This window comes from Amycolatopsis sp. NPDC003865, assembly GCF_053605345.1.
Genome location: NZ_JBSGJA010000001.1, coordinates 209,806 through 225,526, shown reverse-complemented (window position 1 = coordinate 225,526; position 15,721 = coordinate 209,806). Strand labels below are relative to the sequence as shown.

The 15,721-nt window shown below is 67.4% G+C and carries 9 protein-coding genes; 1 reads left to right on the top strand and 8 read right to left on the bottom strand.

Annotation, left to right across the window (positions count from 1 at the left end):
• Nucleotides 1–5 precede the first annotated feature (5 nt).
• The 4 genes from fxsT to ACWEVP_RS01170 form a co-directional block, all read right to left on the bottom strand.
• Nucleotides 6–4,196, bottom strand: coding sequence for an FxSxx-COOH system tetratricopeptide repeat protein (gene fxsT, locus ACWEVP_RS01185; protein ID WP_452060604.1), 4,191 nt, complete (start codon nucleotides 4,194–4,196; stop codon nucleotides 6–8).
• A gap of 4 nt (nucleotides 4,197–4,200) precedes the next feature.
• Nucleotides 4,201–5,217 carry an AAA family ATPase gene (locus ACWEVP_RS01180; protein WP_452060603.1) on the bottom strand — a complete coding sequence of 339 codons (1,017 nt, stop codon included), beginning with the start codon at nucleotides 5,215–5,217 and terminating at the stop codon, nucleotides 4,201–4,203.
• A complete protein-coding gene (locus ACWEVP_RS01175; protein ID WP_452060602.1) occupies nucleotides 5,214–6,695 on the bottom strand; it encodes a VMAP-C domain-containing protein in 1,482 nt (493 codons plus the stop codon). The genes ACWEVP_RS01180 and ACWEVP_RS01175 overlap by 4 nt, the downstream gene beginning before the upstream one ends.
• 165 nt (nucleotides 6,696–6,860) lie before the next feature.
• Nucleotides 6,861–7,742 (bottom strand): TIR domain-containing protein, encoded by an 882-nt coding sequence (locus ACWEVP_RS01170; protein WP_452060601.1) that lies wholly within the window; start codon nucleotides 7,740–7,742, stop codon nucleotides 6,861–6,863.
• Nucleotides 7,743–7,961: 219 nt separating this feature from the next.
• On the opposite strand from ACWEVP_RS01170, the gene ACWEVP_RS01165 reads away from it, so the two are divergent.
• Complete coding sequence (locus ACWEVP_RS01165) at nucleotides 7,962–9,968, top strand: TIR domain-containing protein (protein WP_452060600.1); 2,007 nt, start codon at nucleotides 7,962–7,964, stop codon at nucleotides 9,966–9,968.
• Nucleotides 9,969–9,996: 28 nt separating this feature from the next.
• On the opposite strand, the gene ACWEVP_RS01160 is transcribed toward ACWEVP_RS01165, so the two are convergent.
• From ACWEVP_RS01160 to katG, 4 genes are all read right to left on the bottom strand, one after another.
• Entirely contained in the window at nucleotides 9,997–10,296 is a 300-nt protein-coding gene (locus tag ACWEVP_RS01160) for a hypothetical protein (protein ID WP_452060599.1), read from the bottom strand.
• A 238-nt stretch (nucleotides 10,297–10,534) separates the two neighbouring features.
• A complete protein-coding gene (locus tag ACWEVP_RS01155; protein ID WP_452060598.1) occupies nucleotides 10,535–10,807 on the bottom strand; it encodes a toll/interleukin-1 receptor domain-containing protein in 273 nt (90 codons plus the stop codon).
• Between the two features lie 68 nt (nucleotides 10,808–10,875).
• Nucleotides 10,876–13,347, bottom strand: coding sequence for a tetratricopeptide repeat protein (locus ACWEVP_RS01150; RefSeq protein WP_452060597.1), 2,472 nt, complete (start codon nucleotides 13,345–13,347; stop codon nucleotides 10,876–10,878).
• Nucleotides 13,348–13,456: 109 nt separating this feature from the next.
• Complete coding sequence (katG, locus tag ACWEVP_RS01145; RefSeq protein WP_452060596.1) at nucleotides 13,457–15,715, bottom strand: catalase/peroxidase HPI; 2,259 nt, start codon at nucleotides 15,713–15,715, stop codon at nucleotides 13,457–13,459.
• Nucleotides 15,716–15,721 lie beyond the last annotated feature (6 nt).

The window sequence follows — 15,721 nt, the reverse complement described above, 5'->3', positions numbered from 1 at the left end:
TGGGATCAGATCTGCATCGGGTCGATGTCGCAATTGGCGCGGTGGTTGAACTGAGCGTCCGCGGTCGCCGGGTGCTGCGAACCGAGAACCTGACCCAGCCGCTTGACGGCGTTCAGCTGGAGGCTGTCCGCCTCCTCGCCACGGCCGAGCCCTCGCAGGTCTAGCGCCTGGTTGACCAGCAGGGCCAGCGTCGACGGGTGGTCGTCACCGAGTACTCGCTTGGAGCGTTCGAGCGTCGCCACGTCGAGCGCGTACGCGGCTTCGTAGTCACCCGATTCGGCGAGGTCGCTCGCGTGGTTCGTCGCGCATACCAAGGTGAACGGATGGTCCTCGCCCAGCGCCTCGGTCATGTCGGCCAACGCGCGTTCGCCCAGTTCCCGCGCCTGCTCGACCGAACCGAGCAGACGCAGCGTGACCGCGAGGTTGGTCGCGGCGGCCACGCTGAACGGGTGCTTCTCGCCCCAGCTCGCTTCGTAGAGACTCTTGACGTGATCGCCCAGGCGCCGGGCTTCGGCGAGATTGCCATCCTGGCGATGCTCGATCGACAGGTCCATGGTCGCGGACATCGCGTCGGGGTGCGATTCCCCGTACTTGGTGACCAGCCCGTCGGTGGCCTCCATGGCCAGCGTGAGCGCCTTCTTGTCGCGGTGCAGACCCGCCTTGCGGTACGCGATCGCGAGATTCTTGATGGCCGACAGGGTCATCGGGTGCCGGCCGCCGAGCTGCGCCCGCATGCGGCGGACGGTGTCCTCCTGCTCGGTCCGCGCCTGCAGGTAGTCGCCCGTTTCGCGCAGGTCGACCGACCAGTTGTCCAGCGTCAGCAGCGTATGCCGGTGATCCGGGCCCAGGACGGTCTGCTTGCGCTGCGCCGTCCGCTCGTCCAGATCGCGCGCCCCGGCGAAGTCGCCGACCAACCGCAGGCTGAGCGCGTAATTGTTGGCCGCGGCGAGGGTGTCCGGGTCTTCGTCGCCGAACCGGTCCAGTGCGCTGAGATAAGCGAACTCGTTCATCTGGCGAGCTCGTTCGAAATCGCCCTTCGCCCGCAGGTCGGAAGCGACGCCGTGCATCGTGAGCAGCGTTTCTTCGTGCGTTTCGCCGAGCGTTTCCTGCATCAGCGCGAGTGTCCGCTCCGCGACGACGCGGCCTTCCTCGAACCGGCCGAGCGCCCGGAGCATGCGGCCCCACCAGCGTGAAACGACGAGCGTGTCGGCGTGTTTCTCGCCGAGCTTTTCGTTCCAGAACTGCGCGTAGTCCTGAGCCATCTCGAGAGCGCCCGCGGGGTCGCCGAAAGCGAAGAGGTAGTTGACCGCGTTGATCGCCATCCGGCGCACCCAGCGGTCGGTGCAGTTGCGGGCGTCCACGGCGCGGATGTGCGGCAGCATTTCCGCGTAGCGCGACCAGTAGTCGACCGAGTCAGGCTGCTTGGGGTCACGGTTGGCGAGCAGCAGGTGCGCGGTGTGGCGCACCCGCTCCTGGTCTTCCGGCCCGAGTTTGTTGCGCAGCACCAGCTGTACGAGCCGGTGCAGCTGGAGTGTGTCGCTGCGGTGGTCGATCTTGGCGAGGCTGTAGCGGTTGATCTCGCGGATCGCGCGGCTCAGCTGGATGGGGTCGCCGAGGGTCTGCTCGAGCGCTTCCGACGTCGGGACGTTGCGGACACCGCTGAACATCGCGCGGGGAATCGGCTCCGGGGAGAAGAACGCGCAAACTTCGAGCAGTTCCAGCGCGCCAGGGTTCTCCTCGCGCAGCCGGTCCAGCGAAACGTTCCACGCCGCTTCGACGGCGACGTCGTAGTCCGCGGGCGGGCGCGACTGGAGCAGTTCCGTGCGCTTGTTCTCGAACAGTTCCAGGTACTCGTCGGTCGCCATGCCGGTCTCGGCGCGCCACGCCGCGGCCTGCTCGACCGCCAGGGGCAGGTCGCCCAGCACGGTGGCCAGCCGGTCGGCGTCCTCGTCGGCGAGGTCGTGGTTGCGGCGCTGGAGCAGTTCGCGGCTTTCCGACCGGCGGAAGACGTCGACTTCGACCGCCTGGGAGACCTCGGACCACTGCGGGTTCCGGGAGGTCACGAGGATATGGCCCTCACCGCGCCGCGGCCAGAACTTGCGGACGTCCTCGGGCCGGTCGGCGTTGTCGAACACCAGCAGCCAGCGACGGTACGGTTCGCCGCTGCCGAGTGCCTCGAGCACGGCGGGCACAGCGGTGTCGACGGACTGCTCCACCGGAAGATCGAGCCGCTTCGCCAGTTTCACCAGCGACGCCTGGATTTCCGACTGGTTCTCCGAGGGGATCCACCAGATCAGATCGTATTCTTCGGCGTGGCGGTAGACATACTCCACCGCGATCTGGGATTTGCCGATGCCGCCCATCCCGTGCAGCGCGCCGGGCAGTACGGCTGTACGGGTTGATTTGGAAAGTTCACCGTGCAATGCCCGCAGGATGTCCCCGCGCCCGATGAAGTTGACATTACGCAGCGGAACGCCGCCCCAGACGGCTGGCTGCTGGCCGGAGTGGCGGACCTCGGCGCCCGGCTCCGATCTCGTGGTAGTCACTGAGATCCCTCGAGGGTTGATCGGTTCAGCTTGCGGGTCGGACCCTACCGGATGTTGGCCTGAAGGTGCCCCTAGGCCTTCCGACGTCCTAGTCGCGCGTGCGCCGCCATCGTTACGGGACCCCCTAAACCGTTCCAAGGCATCACCCAATCGGTTAGCTCGACGTGTATAAGGCCCCGACAGTGCTCTTAGAACGTCACGTTGGACAGTCAACAACGGTTCAGTGTGCGACGTAACCACCGGTAGAGTGGCGTCGTCGGGCGCCTCGAGAGCATTGCGCAGATTCGCGACCGCGGGCTCCTGCGGACCGAGGACGTCCTGGACCACTCGCTGGACCCGCGCGGTGTCCGCGCGCGACACCAGTGCGAGCAGCCGGCGGCGCAGTCCCGGCGCGAAGTCGTACTCGACCGGGCTTTCCCCGTCCGCCGGTACGCGGTGCAGCAATCGGCCGAGCTGGATTTCGGCCAGGTGCGCGGGGCGTGCCTGGGGCATCAAGGTACCGTGCACCGCTTGCATGACGCGCAAGGTAAGCGGCGCCGCCGCGAGCAGCCCGGCCAGCCGGATGGCGGGCGAGGTGCCCGTGGCGAGGAACTGGTCGAGCCGTTCGGTGGGCGACGGCGGTTCTTCGGTCTGTTCCGCGTCGTCCGCAAGGTTTTCCTCCGCCGGGGGAACCAGCACCGGGAGCCGCACGGCGGGCGTACCGGAGATCAGTTCGGCCCAGCGGCGCACGTGCCGGGGTTCCAGTTCCAGCACCGGGATCGGGTTCGCGGAGCCGGGGCGGACGCCGCGCAAAGTCCGCGACACCACGCTTACGCCGGTCCAGCTCCAGCGTTCGGCAGGCAAGAGGTGGAACAGGCTGACCTGACACGTCCTGGCCCACAACGACAGCAGATCGAACATCGACCCGCTGCGCCAAGCGGAGCCGACGCAGTCGCTGAGCACGACGACGACGCGCCGCCCGGTCGGGTCGGCCAGCTGTGCCGGTTCGCAGCCGGCTCCCGGTGCGGTTTCCACAAAACGCACGACCGGCTCGTCGGTATCCACCGAAACCGTCTTGACGTCGGAAAACGCTCCCTGCCTTTCCAGCAGGGCGCGAAAAGCGCGGGAAGTGCGTTGCCAGAACACCATCGAGGAACCGCGATCGACGACCAGGACGATCTCGAACGGGTGGCCTTGCGAGGCCCTGTGCACCGGCAGCCACACCTTCGTCTCGGCCGCGGCGACCGCCGTTTCTTCTTCATCCAATTCGGTCCTGTGCTTCAGGCGGACGAGGCGGTTCAACGGCCGTAGCGCTTTCGCCAGGCCTTGGGGCAGGCTCGGTGGCACCGTGCGGACCGGACGCGCCGCCGCGGGCTTGCGCGCTCGCGGCGGGACCGGGATCGGTTCGAGGAGACGGGGAGGCAGTTCCGGGTGATCGCCCGGCCGGGCCGGGTCCGGGCGGCCCGGCGGCAGGTGGTCGACGCGGGACTCCGCCGCCGGCGCCGGCTCGGGTTCCGGTTCCGGCGGGGGTGGTGGCGGCGGAGGAACGGGACGTGGAGCCGCGCGCGCGGGCGATTCGCTCGCCGCGATTCGGGCGGCGAGCCAGACCGCGTCGGCGATCTCGTCCGCGTTGAGCGCCTCGGTGGCGAGGCGGTCGACCGGGTCGGGCATCGGCTCAGTCCGTTCCCAGGACGTTGAGCCGTCGCCACAAGGTGCCGCGCAGCACCTCCCAGTTCGCGTCGTGCTGGTGCGCGCCCGACGTCGTCAAGTGCAGGGCGTTGAGCAGCTGGTCGTTGGCGAGACCGCCTTCCTGCCCGCTGTTGGCGAGAAATTCGTGGATCAGATCGTCACTGCGGGCCGGCACGTCGCGGAAGTGCGCCGCGACCATGCTCACGAGCTGCTCGAAACCGGGCTGCGGCATGTCGAGCCGCAGGCAGCGGCGCAGGAAAGCGGGCGGGAAGTCCCGTTCGCCGTTGCTCGTCACCACGACGACGGGGAACGCGCGGCATTGCACGTGCCCGTCACGCACGACCGCCCGGCCGCCGCGATCGTGCGTGAAGACGGTGACCTCGGGCTGGGTGGCGGCGATCCGAGCCAGCGGCTGGATGTCGAAGTCGCCGTCCTCGAACACCGCCAGCAGGTCGTTGGGCAGGTCGATGTCCGACTTGTCCAGCTCGTCGATCAGGAGCACCCGCGGCCGGTCGTAGGGCAGGAGCGCGGTGCCGAGCGGGCCCAGGCGGACGAACCCGCCGATGTCCGCGCCCTCCTCGGTCGCGGCGGCCTGGACCCGGCCGATGGCGTCGTAGGTGTACATCCCGTCGCGGGAGATCGTTCGGCTGCTGATCGGCCAGCGCAGCACCGGGCCGAGGCCCAGTTCTCGCGCGATCTTGTAGGCCAGGCTGGATTTTCCGGTGCCGGGGTTGCCGGTGATCAGCAGCGGGCGCCGCAGGTACAGCGCTGCGTTCACGGTCAGCACCTCTTCGAGCATCGCGTCGCGCGCGGACGCCACGGCCGGCACGCCGAGCCGGCGGACGAACTCGGCGTCGGACGCCGTCGGGACCGGCAGCGCCGGCCCGCCGTCGAACGTCCGCCAGCTGGGCGGTGCGGGTAGCTCGGGGGCGTCCTTGCCTGCGGGCGGCGGCAGCCCGTGACCGTGGTAGACGCACCAGGGCGGGATCTCGGCACCGCTCATCGTGCGGGCACCTCCTCGATCGGGGCTGCGGGGGGATCCTGCGGCTCGACGGGCCTGTCCGGGTCGTCCCACAGCAGCGAAACCCGGCTCCCGACGTGAGAGTCGGGACGGGTGGCCTGGCGGGCCCGGCTGCGCAGGAGGCGTAGGTGTTCGACGAGCTCGGGCAGGAAGTCGCGAAGGGATTTGATTTCCGCTTCGAACGCTGATCGGGCGGCCTCGGTGCGGTGCCAGATCATCACCGGAATGCCGGTCCGGACCCCGACGAGCACTTCGCCGGGGTCCGCGCTGTCCGGCACCGACCGCAGGACCAGCGACAGGACTTTCTTCTGCGCTGCCAGTTTCGCGTCGAGCGCGGTCAGGTGCCGCCGTTTCGAGCCGTCGCTCCAGAGCCAGTGCTCTTCCGGCGTGGTCAGGCCGGCGGGCACCTTCTTGAGCAGGTCCCAGCGCCGTCGCCATTCCCGGTGCCAGCGCGGCGCCCGCGCGCGGTCGAGGCTGCGTACGACCACCTGGTAGTGCAGGCCGAGCGGGCGCGGCAGCGAGCTGCCCGCTTCCAGATCCCACTGGTCGACGGGTAGGTTCAGCAGCGAATAGGGGAGCAGGAACTCGATCCGGATCGCCGTTGCGTTCTGCGCCCAGCCGGTTTCGGCTTCGGCGACCAGCGCGGCGACGTGCGCGCGGACGGCGTCGAGATCGCCGGTGAACGGCTCGCTCCGCCGCGGCCGCCACCCGGTCGGGTCGTTGTGCCGCCAGTGCACGACGACGTACAGCCCGGTGTCGAGCAGGTCCGGCTCGATGCGTACGACGAGGAAGGCGACGACCTCTTCGGGCGTGGCGGGTTCGGTGGCCCGCGCCAGCCGGACTGCGTTGATCTGCTCGGTGACGCCCAGCCGCGCGGCTTGCCGGTCGTTCCAGCCACGCAACGCTTCGGCGCGCTCGTCGTCGGCGGAGGCGGCGAGGTACTCGACGAACAGCAGCAGGGGCGGGACGCCGTCGGGCTGTGCGTTCATCCGTTCCAGCGTGGCGAGCGCGTCTGCCGGCCGGTGATCGGCCGAGGTCAGCTCGGCCGCGGGCCCGGCGGCCGCCCGCACGAGCTCGGCAAGCCGGCTGCTCGGGTTTTCGCCCAGCAGGTGCAGCAGCTCCTGTCGGTCGTATTCGGTGACCAGGTCTAGTGCGGCCATGTCCTCGACGGCGGACCGTGCCCGCTGCACCGGAATGGAGCCGGGCTCCATCTGTTCGATGGCATCGACGAAGGCGGCGAGCGCCCGCGGGTGCTGCCGCCGGCAGGCCTGCACGATGCCGATCAGGTTGGCCCGGGTGGTGGGTAACTCCTCGACGACTAGCGGCATGCCGAGGTGGTCGGCCAGCAGTTCCAGGCAGAGGCGCCGGCTCCCGGGATCGCGCAGGGTCGGGATCTGCTCCAGGCAGTCGATGAGGAACCCCAGGGAACTGGGGTAGTCAGAGCCGTTCCACGACGTCACCCCGCCCCTCCCTCGCCCTCCGGAGTTAAGGGGATATCCCAGCATGACCCACTTGGACAACCGCTGAGCTGCTATCTCAACCGGACGGCCTATTGGGGGCGCCCGGACGCGCCGGGGGCAGCCGGACGGGAATCGATGACGGTGTTCGGTCCTGACCTTACGTTTTCAGACCGCGAACCCGGTGTCGACGTGGACGTGCACACGGGTGAACGCGCCCAGATCGTCCCAGGTGTTGAGTTCGAATGCGCGGCATTCCCCTTGCACGAGATCGTCGACGGCGCCACGGGCCGAACCGATGATCCTGTTTCCCGCGTAGAAGGTGGCCTTGAGGATCAGTGTCAGTACTGCCTCGTGATGGTTCGTCACCTCCCCGTGGACGATCAACGGTGATCTTTTTTCGGGATTGACGTCGAAGCTGCCGATTTCGATCGACCACTTGCCGGGGTTGCTGGTGAACTCCAGTTCGCTGGAGGCGGGAAGTGGAGACAGGGCCGTTGTGGTCTCCGGTCGTGGCGATGTCGGTGCTGTAGTCGGTGGGGTGAGGTCACCAGCCGTGATCCAGTCCGAACCGCTGAGGTCGACTTCGCAGCCGATCGAACGCAGTCGTTGGGCGAGCTTGTTGCGGCTCTCGGCGGAATTGTCGAGCCGGACCCGGTATCGGCCGTCCAGATCGGTGAACCTGCGAACCCTCCCGAACTCGACCACGACCGTGTGCTCCGGAAATCGGCCGAATGCCATGCCGGCCTCGAAGAGAACGTTCGGTCGTGCCTGCCCGGTGGGCTGGGCGTCTGGGTCGGCTGCATCGTCGGCGTGTTCCGGTTTCAAGTACGTGACGTCGTCCGGAGTGAGCAGTACGATGATCGCCCGTCGGGGGCCGATCGCCTTGTCCAGTGCATCGCTGATCAGTGGCGCGCCACCAGTGGCCTCGGCGAGTGCGTCCGACCACTCAATCGGGTGCAACCCGATCGAGCGGAGGAACGAGTAGAACTGTCGCCGGGCGTTCCGGTCACGCCCGTGAATCACGCAGACTCGCCGTTCGAGGCTCATGGCCGGGGATGATGTCATACGGTTGCTGACTCGATGGATACAGTCCCCGTCTCGTATTCGACAGGTATTCGACAGTCTTCGCCGGTCTGTCCGTCGGCGAGTAGTGTGCGTCGAACGCGTCACGACGGTCGGGCTCGACGGGTGAGTGGCGGCTGTCCGACGGGCACGCAGAAGGGTATCGGCTTGGCTGGGGACGCGGCGAGGTTCACGGAGGTCGCGGTGGTCTCCTGCGACATTCTCGGTCATTCGGCCGCGAACGGAAGCGATCAGATCCGCCGCGTGGACGCGATCAACGCGATCGTGGCCGCGGCGATCTGCCGGCTGGCTCCCGGTCGGATCATTTGGTCTTCGGGTGGCGACGGCGGCCACGTCATCTTTTTCGGCGATGATTGGCAGCAGGACGCAGTACGGCTTATGAGACGACTCTACCGCTGGTCACGCGCCGAAGGGGTTGTCCTTCGCGTTACGGGCCACGTCGGCGAGGTGACCACGTCGGCCGGGGCCGACGGGCGCACGCAGGCCGTCGGGCCCGGCATCAACTTTGCTGGGTGGCTGATCCGTAAGGCCACTGGAAGCGGCATCGTCGTGTCCGACTCGTTCCGCCGGGGTGTCGGTTCCTCGCCGGTCGCTGCCGAAGTCACTTTCCACGGTGAACGACTCCAGGTGGATCGTAGTTCCACACGGCAACTTCTCCACCTGATGTCGTTGGACGGTGTCCGTTCGGAATGGGCCGGCCCGGAACCTGACGACTACGAGTCGCTGAATGTGAGCCTCGATGAGGGTAATGGTTGGGAGGCGCTCTACTTCGCGAAGCGCATATCCCAGATCAACGCCAAGGATCCCGGCATCGACAGGGCGCTCGAACGGATCTCGCGCATCTTGAAGTCGGGAACGACGGGCAACGGCAGCTTCCTCGAGCCGCTTCGATCGGACGAACTCACGGAGATGCTGAAGCTGGGCCATTTGGTCGAGCGGACACCCGGTGACGTGATATGCCGAGTGGACGATCCCGGTGACTCCCTCTTCGTGATCCTGCACGGCGAGGTCGGGGTCTACAACCTGGAGGGCAAGGGGTTCGGTGGGAGCGCAGAACCCAAACACACCCACCACGCGGGCGAAGTGGTCGGTGAGCTGGCGACGGCATTGAAGCGCAATCGCACGGCGGACCTGGTCGCGATGACCGACGTCGCCTTGCTCTCCTTCATCGGTGAAGAGGTGAGCGAGAAGCTGAAGAGCGTCGACACACCGGCCGGTCGGGAAGCGGCACTGCAGTGGGACTTGTTCCTCCGTAGCCGAGTTCTGGAGCACACCGTTCAGGTCGCGCCCTACCTGCTTGGACCCAGCAGGCAGGGGCCGCTCGGTCTGCCTGACGCGCGGCGCCACTCCAGGGTCAGCGCCGAGGAAACATGGGAGCAGACCGTGCGTGACCTGGTGAAGCACGCAGAATTGATCACCGTGGACGATGGGGAGCTCAGTCTCGAGATCGACCAGGTGACGCGGAAAGTAGGCCAGAAGAGCGCGGATGAGGGACTGTTCGTTCTCGTGTCCGGAAGAGTCCGGTCGCCGTCGCCGGCGGGAGCGGTCCTCTTCGAGACGCAATGCCCGCTGCTGTGGGTCAACTTGCCCAAACTCTTCGTCGAGGAGCCGCGCACGTACACTCGAGTCAAAGAACCGGTCAAGGTGTTGTGGATAAGCGCGAGTGGAATCGGCCAGCTGTCCCTCGAGCAGCGAACGGAGTTGCAGCGTTCTCTCCAGAACACGGTAGGTGGCGTCCCGTCCGAATACGAGTACGACGTGTATCTGTGCCACTCGAGCGAGGACAAGGCTGTGGTCATCCGGATCAAGGACCGGCTGTGGCGGGAGTACGGCATCCGGTCCTGGTACGACGACGTGGAGCTCAGACCGGGGGACGTGACACGCAAGAAGATCGAGAAAGGGCTACGCGCGAGTCGGTTCCTGCTGCTCTGCGCGAGCGCAAGCCTCAAATCCTCGGAGTGGGCGAACCGTGAGATCGACTCGGTGCTGCACCTCGATGTCAAGCGGCGCGACGGTGCGGCCAAGGTGCTCGTGCTCAAGCTGTACGAGCACGAAACCAACGACGAGGCCATTCCCGTGGTCCTCAGAGGAATCAAACGTCAGCATCTTGAGCGTGTCGGCGACTTCGAACGACTCGCCGCGCACATTCTGGCAGCGGGGCGGCGAGGCAGGGGAGAAGACAGCTCGTGAGTTGGCTCGACGTATCCCGTCCTCCGGACTAGTAAGTCACTTCTTCGCACTGAAGCTCGAGAATCCAGTTGTGGACCTTCTCGGCGACTGCGAGAACGTGAGGCTCGACGCTTCCGGGAAACCGTACCGCTGACTCTTCGAGGCCGTCCCTGGAATCCTCCGCGATGGCGACAGCTACTTCAACCCGCCCGTCGTGCCGGTTCGCTGCGACCAAGGCGTGAGCCAGGATTATCTTCGCGCTCAGAGTCAGTGGGTGGTCCGGACCGTGCGTGGCGTACTTCTCCTCGAGATTGCCGGACTTGTCCTTCCGGAGGAAGCCGTCGTGCAAGTCCCACATGGTTTAGCTGCGGCCGTGGAAACGCTTGTTGGTCGGCAACGGACGCGGGTACCACTCCGGTCTCGGGAGGGCCGGTGCATCGCCGAACCGCCGGTCGTCTGCGGCCTTGATCCGCGCCACTTTCGCCGCGATGAGCTCGGCTGTGCGCTGACCTCGTACTGCTCTCGGGAGATCAGCCTCGCGCTCTTGAGTTGGGACGGGCGTAGAGCGCTGGGCCGGACCCGCCAGGTCACCGGCATGACCCGCCCCGTGTTCCGTTGCCGAGCCGGTATGCGTGGTTCAAAGTCGTGAGCAGCTCGAAGCGGCAGGTGGCGCTTTCGTGGAACTTCGGGCCGATGAGAGGAATCAGCATGCGTGAACGGAGTAACGCGTCCTGAAGGTGGGGCGCCAAAGTGTCTCCGACAGGGACGTCCGCGTCATCTTTGAACACCGTTATGCCCAGACGACGCTTTTCCATGTACAGTGCGTCGGCCCAGTTGTAGCAGGGGAAGACATCGAACACCGGCAGAACACTACGACAGCCAATGTCTCGCAGCACCCCCTCCGAACCGGTACGCCGCGGAACCGGGCTTACTGGAGGGCGGCCAGCTCGGCGGCGATCCACTCGGCCTCGGGGGAACCAAGTTCCCGATAGAGGTCTTCGGCGATTCGCCACCAACGGCGCGCAGCGCCGGCCTCGCCGGCCTCGATGCCGAGCGTGCCGAGCCGGTGAGCGGCGCGCGCTTCTTCGTACCGGCTGCTGCACTTCCGGCTGAAATCGATCGCCTGACGTAGGGCGATTTCGGCCAGGGCTGCCTCACTGGCGCGGTGGTATGCAAGTCCGAGCACGTTGTACGCCTGCGCGATGTCGAGATCTTGGCCGAGGCCGAGCGCTGTATCGACTGCCTCGTCGGCACAGCGCACAGCGACTTCGAATCGGCCGGCGTCCACGTGGACCCTCGCCATGCTCCGGAGGGTGATTCCGGTGTTTCGTTTCGCCCCGCTCAGCTCGTAATGCGCGAGCGCGCGGCTCAGGTTGCTGATCGCCTCGTCGTACCTTCCCTGGCGTCGGAACACTGCCGCCTGGTTCGCCAAGGCGTTGCTGAGGCCGTGTTGGTCGTCTTCGGCGGAGAAGAGGAGGCCCGCTCGCTGGTAGTGGTTCAGTGCTTCTTCCAGCCGGCCGTCGGCAACGAGGGCCATGCCCAGGTTGTTGCGCGTCAAGGCTTCGCCACGGCGGTTTCCGGAGCGCAGGCACGCAGCCAGGGCGCTGGTGTGCGTGTCCACCCACGCATCGAGTTGCTTGGTGAGGTAGAAGTAGCCGCGCAGGATGAAGGCAAGCTGCCACCGCCGTCCGTCAAATAGGGGGTCGTCGATCCGGCACAGGGCGACCAGATTGTCCAGTTCACGGTCGAACCACGCTCGGCCGGCGGCAGCGCCTTCGATGGGGAGTGCGCGACTCGGGTCCCCGTCCAGCGGGATGCGGAACCTGTGCGGCGTCAGAGCCCGGTCGGCGTGCTCGGAGGTGTGGAGGTAGTGGTCGAACAGTCGCTCGAGGTTGCCGCGGCGCTCCTCAGGACTTTGAACTGCGACTTCCCCGGCGTATACGCGCAGCAGGTCGTGCATCGAGTATCGTCCGGAACCGAGATCGGTGACCAGGTTCGACTCCGTCAGGGTCTTCATCGCATCGTGCACCTCGAGGCTTGATCGCCGAGTCGCCGCGAGCACGGCGCGTGTGTCGAAGGTGTGGCCGGGATGGACTCCGAGCACCCGGAACGTGCCGGCGCCGGGCTCGTCGAGCCCTTGGTACGACCACGCGAAGACGGTCCGCACCGCCGAGTAAGGATCACCGGAGTCCAGTGCGCTGAGCCGGGTCCGTTCGTCCGTCAGGTTCTCGACGAGAGCTCGCAAGAGGAGTTCCGGCCGGCTCGCCGCCGGCTCGGCCGCGATCCGGAGGGCCAGCGGAAGGTTCGCGCACAGTGCTGCCAGCGACCTGGCCGCGTCTGGCTCGGCGTCCACCCGGTTTCCGATGATTGTGCGCAGTAGGCTCACCGCGTCATCGGAAGTCAGGGGTGAGAGGGGAACGCGTCGGACGGCGTGGTGCACAGCGAGCCCACCAAGGCGGTGCCTGCTGGTGATCAGGACGGCGGAAGCCCCTCCGCCGGGCAGCAGCGGTCTCACCTGCTCGACACTGCGCGCATTGTCGAGCACCACGAGAACCTTTCGCCGGTTCAGCAGGCTGCGGTACCGCGCCGCGCGATCTTCGACATGCCCGATCAGTTCCGGGCGTTCGACACCCAGCGAACGGAGAAGGTGAGCGAGCGCCTCAGCCGCCGACAGCGGAGACTCGGTCCCGTACCCGTGCAAGTCGAGGTAAACCTCCCCGTCGGGGAAGTGCTCCGCGGAGACGTGGCTCCAGTGGACGGCGATCGCTGTTTTCCCCACTCCGGCGGCGCCGGAGACGACCGCGACCCTGGCTCCTCCCAGTTCGGCTTCGGTGACCAGGGTGTTCAGTTGAACCAATTCTTGCTCTCGGCCGATGAGGCGGCCACAGCCGGCGGGGATCTGTCGGGGCACGAGGAGGCCGTCAGCTTGTGAAGCGTCCGGCACGAAGTCCATCACCCGCTCGGCGAGCAGGCGGAGGTCCGCGGCGAAGTGCCGGTGCCTGACCTGCATGGTCTGGTGGTGGACCAGGCGACGGATATCCACCGGAAGAAGCTTTGCATCGGGCAGGGCGGCGCCGTCGAGCAACACGGGCACAATGGGAATGCCACGGATCAGGGCGCGACGAATTTCGTAGCGAACCCAGTCGTGCTCACGAGCTATGGTCAGTCCCGATCCTGTCGGACCGGCGTTCAGCCAGGCTGGGCCGATGAGCACGAGCAGCAGCCGTGCCGACTCCAGGGCCGTGCGCAGGAGACGCGGGTAATCGTCCCCGGGAGCGAGCGACTGGTTGTCGAGGAACACCCGGTCCTTGCCCAGCCGCTCGGCGAGGAACTCGTAGGTGGCGGCTGCGCCGAACGCTGTGTCGGCATTGCGGTAGTTGATAAAGACGTCGAATCCCACCGGCAGCCTCCTGGCAGAGCGTTTCTCCTTTTCTCTCTACCCGAAGTTACCGTTCGGCGAAACGAACGGGCCCGGCCGAAGATCGGCCGGGCCCGTCAGCAGAAAAGGATCAGACCAGGTCGAACCGGTCCAGTTCCATGACCTTCGTCCACGCCGCCACGAAGTCCGACACGAACTTCTCGCGTGCGTCGTCGCTGGCGTACACCTCGGCCAACGCCCGCAGCTGGGAGTTCGCGCCGAAGACCAGGTCGACCGCCGTGGCCGTCCACTTCAGCTTTTCCGTTGTCACGTCCAGGATCTCGTACACGTTCTCCTCGGACTCCGACGCCTTCCACTTCGTGCCCGGGGCGAGCAGGTTGGCGAAGAAGTCGTTGGTCAGCACGCCCGGCCGGTCGGTCAGGACGCCGTGGCCGCCGTCGGAGAGGGCTCGCATCCCGCCGACCAGGACCGTCATCTCCGGGGCCGTCAGGTTCAGCATGTACGCGCGGTCGACCAGGAGCGTCTCCGGCTGGAGCTTCTCGCCCGCCCGCAGGTAGTTGCGGAACCCGTCGGCGCGGGGCTCCAGCACCTTGAACGAGTCGACGTCCGTCTGCTCCTGCGTGGCGTCCGTGCGGCCCGGGTGGAACGGCACCGTGGTCTCGACGCCGGCGTCGCGCGCCGCCTTCTCGACCGCCGCCGAGCCCGCCAGCACGATCAGGTCGGCCAGCGAAATCCGCGCGCCGCCCGCCTCGTTGAACTCGCGCTGGATGCCCTCCAAGGCGGAGAGCACCGGCTCGACGCCCTCGTTGACCGCCCAGCTGCGCTGCGGCTCCAGGCGGATGCGGGCGCCGTTCGCGCCGCCGCGCTTGTCGGTGGAGCGGAAGGTCGCCGCCGACGCCCACGCGGTCGAAACCAGCTGCGAGACCGAAAGACCGGACTCCAGCACCTTCGCCTTCAGCGCGGTGATGTCGGCGTCACCGACGAGCTCGCCTTCGACGGCGGGCACCGGGTCCTGCCACAGCTGCGGCTCGGCCACCCACGGGCCCAGGTAGCGGCTGACCGGGCCCATGTCGCGGTGCAGCAGCTTGTACCAGGCCTTGGCGAACGCCAGCGCGAACTCGTCCGGGTTCTCCAGGAACCGGCGCGAGATCGGGCCGTACACCGGGTCGAAGCGCAGCGACAGGTCCGTCGTCAGCATCGTCGGCTTGTGCTTCTTGTTCGGGTCGAACGGGTCCGGGATGATCTCCGGCGCGTCCTTGGCGACGTACTGCTTGCCGCCACCCGGGCTCGTCGTGAGCTCCCACTCGTAGCCGAAGAGGATCTCGAAGAAGCGGTTGCTCCACTCGGTCGGCTTGTCGGTCCAGGTCACCTCGAGGCCACTGGTGATCTGGTCCGGGCCCTTGCCGCTGCCGAGCGTGTTCAGCCAGCCGAGGCCCTGGGCCTCCAGCGGCGCGCCCTCCGGCTCGGGGCCGACGTGGTCGTCGGCGACGCCGGCGCCGTGGGTCTTGCCGAAGGTGTGGCCGCCGGCGATGAGGGCGACGGTCTCCTCGTCGTTCATCGCCATCCGGGCGAAGGTCTCGCGGATGAAGTGCGCCGCCGCCTCGAAGTCCGCGCTGCCGCGGGGACCCTCGGGGTTGACGTAGATGAGGCCCATCTCGGTGGCGCCGAGCTCGGGCACCATCTCGGTGTCGCTGGCGTAACGCTCGTCGCCCAGCCAGTCGTCCTCCGGGCCCCAGAAGATCTCTTCCGGCTCCCAGGTGTCGACGCGGCCGAAGCCGAAGCCGAAGGTCTTGAAGCCCATCGACTCCAGGGCCACGTTGCCGGCCAGCACCAGCAGGTCGGCCCACGAGATCTTCTGGCCGTACTTCTGCTTGACCGGCCACAGCAGGCGGCGCGCCTTGTCGAGGTTGGCGTTGTCCGGCCAGCTGTTCAGCGGGGCGAAGCGCTGCCCGCCGTCACCGGCGCCGCCGCGGCCGTCGTGGATGCGGTAGGTGCCCGCGGCGTGCCAGCTCATCCGGATCATCAGGCCGCCGTAGTGGCCGAAGTCCGCCGGCCACCAGTCCTGCGAGGTGGTCAGGACCTCGGTGATGTCCCGCTTGAGGGCGTCGACGTCGAGCTTCGCGAACTCCTTGGCGTAGGCGAAGTTCTCGCCCAGCGGGTTGCTCTTCGACGAGTGCGCGTGCAGCACCGTCAGGTCGAGCTGGTTGGGCCACCAGTCCTTGTTGGTGCGCGGACGGCCACCCGTCTTCGACGTCGGCGAGCCGATCGCCGGGTTCTCGCTCTCGCTGCCGTGCGAGGTCACCGAGTCGTGCGCGACCGGGCAGCCGGCTGCCGCCTTCTGGTCCACACCCTGTGCGCTCGAGGGGGTGTTGTCCTGGGTGTTGCTCATCTACTT